Annotated in this window: 3 protein-coding genes; all 3 read left to right on the plus strand. The window is 69.9% G+C overall.

The window, feature by feature from the left end:
* Window positions 1-6: 6 nt before the first annotated feature.
* Window positions 7-363, plus strand: a complete 357-nt coding sequence (locus tag ACIHCM_RS36635) for a tRNA-binding protein (protein ID WP_399906108.1) — start codon at window positions 7-9, stop codon at window positions 361-363.
* A gap of 241 nt (window positions 364-604) precedes the next feature.
* Window positions 605-1,936, plus strand: coding sequence for an NAD(P)/FAD-dependent oxidoreductase (locus ACIHCM_RS36640; protein WP_399906111.1), 1,332 nt, complete (start codon window positions 605-607; stop codon window positions 1,934-1,936).
* Window positions 1,937-2,059: 123 nt separating this feature from the next.
* Window positions 2,060-6,570 (plus strand): amino acid adenylation domain-containing protein (locus ACIHCM_RS36645; RefSeq protein WP_399906114.1); only part of this gene is annotated, 4,511 nt, incomplete at its 3' end.

Here is a 6,570-nt window from a genome sequence, read left to right on the forward strand (position 1 = left end):
CCCGAAATGACAGTCGATCAGGAACCGAAGCCGCAGAGCGATCCGGCACACTTCTTCGCGACCGACATCCGTGTGGGCCGGGTCGTGTCGGCGGAGCCCTTCCCCGAGGCGCGCAGGCCTTCCTACAAACTCCGGGTCGATTTCGGCTCGTTGGTGGGAGAGCTGGCGACCAGCGCGCAGGTGACCAACTACTCGACGGAGGAGCTGAAGGAACGCCTGGTGGTGGGCGTCGTCAACCTCGGCAGAAAGCGCATCGCCGGATTCCCCAGTGAGTTCCTGCTCCTGGGGTCGTACGCCCAGGACGGAACGGTCCTTCTGCTGTCCCCCGATCCCGGGGCCACCCCGGGTGACATCGTCGGCTGACCACCGGGCGCGCGACAAGCGTACTAGGGCCGCCCGTAAGGTAATTGACGGACCATCAGGCCCTAGATCGCTTACGTCATGACCAGCGGATATGCCAAGATGGTCCTGTCGCACAAGAGTGCGGAAGGTGCCGGGCGTGACGGGGGAGACGCGGCTCGGCGACAGCACCCGTGACGCCTGCTCTCCCTCGGCCCTCGGCTCGTCCTTTCACGCACGGGCCAGGAAAGCAAAAGGAGTGTCAGTGGCGTATCCGGATGGAGACAATGTCGACGTCGTTGTCGTGGGCGGTGGCCCCGCGGGGGCGTCCGCCGCGGTGACGATGGCCCGCAGAGGTCTCTCGGTCCTTGTCCTGGAGCGTGCGGCGTTCCCCCGATTTCATATCGGCGAGTCCATGCTCACCTACACCTCCGCGATGCTGGACAAGCTCGGGGTGGCCGAGAAGGTGAAGGCCGAGGGCTTCCCGGTGAAGACGGGCGCGGAGTTCTGCCACACCGGTGAGGGCTTCCACCGCGTCGACTTCACCGATCAGGGGGCCGGTCGTGCCCTGACCACCTACCAGCTGGAGCGCGCCGACTTCGACACGATCCTGCTGGACCACGCCGCCGAGTGCGGGGCCACGGTCGTACAGGAAGCGCGGGTCACCAAGGTCGACATGGAGGGCGACCGGGTCGTCGGTGTCACCTACACCGCCGAGGGAACCGAGCGCAGCGTCCGGGCGCGCCGGGTCATCGACGCGAGCGGTCGCGCCGGCCTCATCACCAAGAGCGTGCTGCGCAGCCGCCAGTACCCGCAGACCACCAGGACGGTCGCCGTCTTCCGTCACTTCACCGGTGTCGACGAGGCGACCAACCCGGGTGTCGAGGGCGACATCCAGGTCGGTGCCCACACCGACGGATGGCTGTGGGCGATTCCGGTGCGCAAGGACAAGCTCAGCGTCGGTGCCGTGACGCCGGCGAGCACGCTGCAGAGCGCGCCGTCGCCCGACGCCCTGTTCGAAGAGCACGTCAGCCGGATCCCCCGGATCCGGCAGCGCATCGAGGGCGCCGAGTACACCGAGACGCACGTCGAGAGCGAGTTCACCTACTACTCCGACCAAGTGGCCGGCCCCGGCTTCTTCGTGGTCGGTGACGCCGGTGCCTTCGCCAACCCGATCTTCTCCGCCGGCGTGTACCTCGCGCTGGTCACCGGCAGCCGCGCCGGTGAACTGACCGCCGAGTTGCTGAGCGGTGAGCGGGAGGAGAAGCCCGCCGTCGACGAGTACGAGCGCTTCTACAAGACGGGCTACGACACGTACACCCGGCTCATCCACGGCTTCTACGGTCACGACTACAACCTGGGCAGGTTCCTCAAGAGCACGGGTGCGCGCGTGGCCCCCATGTGGGTCGCCCGGCTCCTCGGCGGGGACTTTTGGAGCGAGAAGAATCCGCTGGGCCGTCACCTCCGGGAACTGCCCGACAACGACACCTTCTCCCCGTACGACCCGATGTACGGATGCCCGGTCTACCCCGAGCTCGACTCCGCGGAGCCGGCCGACACCAAGCTGAACGAGCCGCTGACCACGGCGCTCGACTGATCCGAGACCAGGTCCTCCCGAGGGCCACCACGGCGCCGGCGCCCACAGTGCCGGCGCCGGTTCGCACGTATGCCCTCACGTGGTCACGCGGAGGGCCGATCGTCTAGGGGAACGAGAACCAGGATGTCCGAATCGCAGAGCACCTCGCACTCGCTGCTGGCAGCGCAGACTGGTATCTGGATGGGGCAGTCCATCGATCCGTCGAGCCCCGCCTACCTGTGGGGCAACTACCTGGAGCTGCACGGCGCGATCGACGTCCCCCTGTTCCAGGCGGTCGTGGCGCGTGTCGTCGCCGAGACCGAGACGCTGCACGCGCGCTTCGTGGACGGCACCGACGGGCCGCGTCAGATCTTCGTTCCGCCGACCGACTGGACCCTGCCCCTCGTCGACGTGAGCGAGGAGCCCGACCCCCTGCGGACCGTGGACGCCTGGGTTCGGGACGACCTGGCGACCGCGAGGGACCTGCGCGACGGACACCCCTTCCGGCAGGTGCTCTTCCAGGCGGCACCCGACCGGTTCTTCTGGTACCAGAGCTACCACCACATCGTGCTGGACGCCTACGGATCCGCCCTGATCAACCGTCGGGTGGCCGACCTCTACACCGCGCTGCGGGCGGGCGCCGAGGTGTCCCCGGACACCCCGTTCGGTTCGATGGCCGCGCTCCTGGCCGAGGAGCGGTCCTACCAGGCCTCCGCACAGTACCGGGCCGACCGGGACTTCTGGAGCGAGCGCTTCGCCGACCGGCCCGAGCAGATCAGCCTCACCCGCGCGTCCGCCGAGCCACAGAACCGCTTCGTCCGCTACCGCCACGAGATGACCTCGGAGACCACCCGGTCACTCCAGGAAGCTGCCGGAGCGCTCGGCACCCGGACGTCACGCCTGCTGATCGCGTCCACCGCCCTCTACCTGAGCCGCCTCACGGGCAGCCGGGACGTCGTCCTCGGCCTTCCGGTGGCCGCGCGCCTCGACCCGGAGGCCCGGCGCACTCCCGCCATGACGGCCAATGTCGTGCCCCTGCGCGTCACCGTGCACCCGGCCAGGACCGCGGCCGAACTGGTCGCCCATGTCTCGGACGAGCTGAGGTCCGCGCTGCGGCATCAGCGGCGCCGCGGTGAGGACATCCGGCGTGAGCTCCAGCTGCCCGGCGTCCCGAGGCGCTTCTTCGGCCCCATCCTCAACGTCATGCGCTTCGAGGCGCTGCGGTTCGGCGAGTGCGCGAGCACCATGCACAATCCCGCGGCCCCCCTGCTCGAAGACCTGTCGATCGTCGCCTACGAGCGCCCCGACGCCGAGGGCCTGCGCATCGACGTGAACGGGAACCCGCAGCTGTACAGCGCGGACGACCTCCACGCGCACGGCCCCCGGCTCATCACCACCCTCCGTACCCTCGCGGACCACCCCGATCGTCCGACAGGCCGCCTGGACGTGATGCCGGCGGACGAGAGCGGCCGGGTGCTGCCCGCGGCGCGGCCGACGCCCCGGGCGGCCACGCCCCGCACCCTGCCGGAGATCTACGGCACCGCGCCGCGCGATGCCTCGGCCACGGCCGTGGTCTGCGACGGCACCGAGCTGACGTACGCCGAACTCGACGCCAGGACGAACCAGCTAGCCAGGCTGCTGATCGCGCGGGGTGTGGGTCCGGAATCGGTCGTGGCCCTGGCGCTGCCCCGGTCGGTGGAGACGGTCGTCGCGGCACTCGCCGTGATCAAGGCCGGCGGGGCGTACCTGCCGATCGACCCGTCCCTGCCCGAGGGCAGGATCGCCTTCATGGCCGCCGACACGCGGCCTGCCGTGGGGCTTGCCCTGTCTGCCACGCAAGACGCCCTCCCCGCGGATCTGCCGGTGCTCGTCCTGGACGATGCCGGGACCGTGGAGAGCATCGCGGCCCTGGACTCCGGCGACATCCGTGACGAGGAGCGGGCCGGGGCGCTGAGGCCCGAGCACCCCGCGTACATCATCTACACGTCGGGGTCGACCGGTACGCCCAAGGGCGTGGTGGTCTCCCACCACAATGTGACCCGGCTCTTCACCGCCACCGCGCGGCAGTTCGCCTACGGGCCGGACGACGTGTGGACCCTGTTCCACTCGTACGCCTTCGACTTCTCCGTCTGGGAGATGTGGGGCGCCCTCCTGCACGGGGGGCGTGTGGTGGTCGTGCCCTTCGACGTGAGCCGGTCGCCCGACGACTTCCTGCGTCTCCTGGCCGAGGAGCGGGTCACGGTGCTCAACCAGACGCCGTCGGCCTTCTACCAGCTCATCGAGGCGGGCGGCCGGTACCCCGAGGCGGAGTGCCGGCTCGCGCTGCGCTGGGTGGTGTTCGGCGGCGAGGCTCTGGAGCCGGCCAGGCTCGCCGAGTGGTTCGCCCGGCGGGGCGACACCGCGCCCAGGCTGGTGAACATGTACGGCATCACCGAGACGACCGTTCACGTCACCCACCTGCCGCTCGTCGAAGTCGACGCGACCGGCCCGCACCCGTCCCGCAGCCCCATCGGCTCGGCGCTGTCCGATCTCTCGATGTATGTCCTGGACGGGGCGCTGCGTCCGGTGCCGGTGGGAGTGACCGGTGAGCTGTATGTGTCCGGTGACGGTCTGGCGCGTGGCTACATCGGTCGCCGGGGCCTGACGGCGGAGCGATTCGTGGCCGATCCGCACGGTCCGGCGGGTACGCGGATGTACCGCACCGGTGACCTAGTCCGTCGGCGTGCGGACGGCGGGCTGGAGTATCTGGGGCGTGCGGACGACCAGGTGAAGATCCGCGGTTTCCGTATCGAGCTGGGTGAGATCGAGGCGGTGCTGGCCCGGCACGCGCACGTGCGGGGCGTGGTCGTCCTGGCGCGGGAGGACGCACCGGGTGAGGTGCGGCTGGTCGCCTATGTGGTCCCGGAGGACGGGGCCGGGATCGACGTCCGTGAGCTGCGCGGCTTCGTCGGTGAGCGGCTGCCGGAGTACATGGTCCCGGCGGCTGTGGTCGTGCTCGACGCCTTCCCGCTGACGTCGAACGGGAAGGTGGACCGGCGAGCGCTGCCCAAGCCGCGTTTCACCACGGCCGACCGCCGTCAGGCGCGCAGCCCGCGCGAGGAGATCCTGTGCGAGCTGTTCGCCGAGGTGCTCGGGGTGCCCTCGGTCGGCGTGGACGACAACTTCTTCGACCTGGGCGGGCATTCGCTGCTGGGCACGCAGCTGATCAGCCGAGTCCGTGCCGTGCTGGGTGCGGAGGTGTCGATCCGGGCGCTGTTCGAGGCCCCGACGGTGGAGGGACTGGCGCGCCAGCTGGACGCCGCGGTGGAGGTGCGACCGCCCGCGGTGCCGAGGACACGCCCCGACGTGCTGCCGTTGTCCTTCGCGCAGCGACGCCTGTGGTTCCTGCACCGCTTGGAGGGTGTCAGCGCCACCTACAACATGGTCACCGCCGTCAGGCTTTCCGGCGAGCTCGACCGGGAGGCGCTGCGTACGGCCTTCGGGGATGTGGTGGCCCGGCACGAGAGCCTGCGGACGGTCTTCCCGGAGGCCGACGGGGTGCCGTGTCAGCGGATCCTCGATCCCGCCGAGGCCGGGGCGCACATCGGGTTCTCGGTCACCGAGGTGACGCCGGACCAAGAGGACCTCGTGCTGGGGGATGCGGTGCGGCGTGGCTTCGATCTGGAGCGTGAGCTTCCGTTGCGGGCGGAGGTGTTCGCGCTGGGGCCGCGGGAGCATGTGCTGTTGCTGGTGCTGCATCACATTGCGGGTGATGGCTGGTCGATGGGGCCGTTGACGCGTGATCTGGCGCAGGCGTACGGGGCGCGGTGCCGGGGTGAGGTTCCGGTGTGGGAGCCGTTGCCGGTGCAGTACGCGGATTACACGCTGTGGCAGCGTGAGCTGCTGGGCTCGCCGGACGACCCCGACAGCCTCCTCAGCGCGCAGCTCGCCTTCTGGAAGGACACGCTGGCCGGGCTGCCCGAACAGCACACCCTTCCCACCGACCGCCCCCGGCCCGAGGTGAGCTCCTACCGGGGCGACGGCCTGGAGGCCCGTTTCGAACCCGCCGTGCACGAGGGCGTGGTGGCGCTGGCGCGTGAGTGCGGTGTCAGTGTGTTCATGGTGTTGCAGGCGTCGCTCGCGGCGTTGTTCACGCGTCTGGGTGCGGGGACGGACATTCCGTTGGGTACGCCGGTTGCGGGGCGCACCGATCAGGCCTTCGACGACCTCGTCGGCTACTTCGTCAACACCCTGGTGCTGCGCACGGACACCTCCGGCGACCCGACGTTCCGTGAACTGCTGGGGCGGGTTCGGGAGGCCGACCTGGCCGCGTACGCCCACCAGGACGTGCCGCTGGAGAACCTGGTCGAGGTGCTCAATCCGCAGCGGTCGCTCGCGTATCACCCCCTCTTCCAGATCATGTTGGTGCTCCAGAGCGCCACGGGCGAACTGGCCGCATTCGACGGCCTGCGGACCCAGTACCGGCCGATGGGCAGCGGTGGGTCCCGCTTCGACATGGCCTTGAGCGTCTCGGAGAGCCGCGACGCGGACGGCGGGCCGGCCGGCTTGGATGTGGTCGTGGAGTTCGCCACTGATCTGTTCGACCGGGGCACTGTCGAGTCTTTGGTGGCGCGTTGGGGTCGGTTGCTGGAGGCGTTTGTCGCGGATCCGGATGG

The sequence above is a fragment of the Streptomyces sp. NPDC052023 genome, from assembly GCF_044548465.1.
Lineage (GTDB): Bacteria > Actinomycetota > Actinomycetes > Streptomycetales > Streptomycetaceae > Streptomyces.

Bases quoted from the DNA above. Each gene is read 5' to 3' on its own strand.
- ACIHCM_RS36635 (WP_399906108.1), top strand. From the start codon at position 7: ATGACAGTCGATCAGGAACCGAAGCCGCAGAGCGATCCGGCACACTTC.